The organism is Nostoc sp. T09, from assembly GCF_002154695.1.
Classification (GTDB): domain Bacteria; phylum Cyanobacteriota; class Cyanobacteriia; order Cyanobacteriales; family Nostocaceae; genus Aulosira.
In genome coordinates, this window is record NZ_MTAV01000208.1 from 1 (window position 1) to 1,272 (window position 1,272).

Annotated in this window: 1 protein-coding gene; it reads right to left on the reverse strand. The window is 39.8% G+C overall.

Annotation, left to right across the window (positions count from 1 at the left end; all coding sequences use genetic code 11):
• Positions 1–20: 20 nt before the first annotated feature.
• Entirely contained in the window at positions 21–1,088 is a 1,068-nt protein-coding gene (locus BV372_RS31530) for an IS4 family transposase (RefSeq protein ID WP_256973570.1), read from the reverse strand.
• Positions 1,089–1,272 lie beyond the last annotated feature (184 nt).

The window sequence follows — 1,272 nt, forward strand, 5'->3', positions numbered from 1 at the left end:
CTGAAGGGGTGACATAGAAGCTACAAAGCAGACTGGATAAAGGACATAGCACGTAAACCCTGCTGAAAATGGGGTTGTTTACCGGGCTTGAGAAGCATGAATTCATGAGCTAAATTAGTCCAAAATTCCATTGCACCTACCCACAAGCAACCATACAAACCAATCCAGAAAGCACTATGTCGTCGGTGGAATCGCTTTAATTCCTTGAGACGACCAACGTATTTTTGCAGCCCCATTTGACGGGAATTGCGACCAAGTAAAATCGCACAGGAGTAGGCAATAGTTATCAATAAAATCAGCGAGATTAAGCGTCTACCATCAGCACGAGTAGATTCAAGATTATAGCCACCTGTCTTGCAATCTTTAAACATAGCTTCAATCCCACTACGTAACTTAAATGCTTTGATAGCATCAGCAAGATTATCCAGATTAGTCAATAAAAACCAGCCAGCAGACTCGACTTTGCCACGATATTTACGCTTGTAGTAACCAGCGAGATTAAATGTGGCAAAACCTTTTTGTTTAGTTACTTGAACACCCTGGAAGAAGAACGAGATACCAGGAGTTAATTCCAAAGATTGTAATCGTTGATATGGCTGGTTTTCTTGGCGAATGTAAGTACCTTGCTTTTGACGCAGCACAAAGCTAATGTCCTTGCTGTGTAACCAATTTGCTAGCTTGATGCTATGAAATTCTCTGTCTCCTAACACCAATATTCGATATCCCTTAAACAACCGCAACAATGGTCTAATTAACTTTTTCTGCTCCCCAAAATTACTACATCCCCTTTTTGGTAACAATAGCCAATAAACTGGAATCGCTCTTTTTTGTTCTATCAAACTGATGACAAATACATTCTCTGACCGCCACTGTGTTCTATCAATAGCAAATATCAGTCGTTTCTTCTTCGCTTTATAACTGTTTTTTACCCATCTTTTGAGTACTGGAAACCAGAGATATTCTATTGATAATTGCGGCAGCACTAAAAATCTTTGGATACTCCGTCTGCGACTTTCAAACTGTATTGGCTGCGGAAACACAGATGCTAGCTTTTCAATTGTCACTGTTTTATGGAATTGTAATAGCATTATCAAGATTTCTAGCATCTTGTACTGTGTCGGTGTCAGTAGATTTTGAAAGCAGGTTTGGTAGAATTTAGGTATCATTATCATTTGATAGGTCTTGTTGAGAATACCTGACCTCTCTTTTTTTACCTCAAAACGGTCACACTCCCTTCTTTCCTTCGTTTCAGCCCCTTTGTCACCCCTTCAG

Coding starts and splice junctions, on each gene's coding strand:
- BV372_RS31530 (WP_256973570.1), bottom strand. CDS start 1,088: ATGCTATTACAATTCCATAAAACAGTGACAATTGAAAAGCTAGCATCT.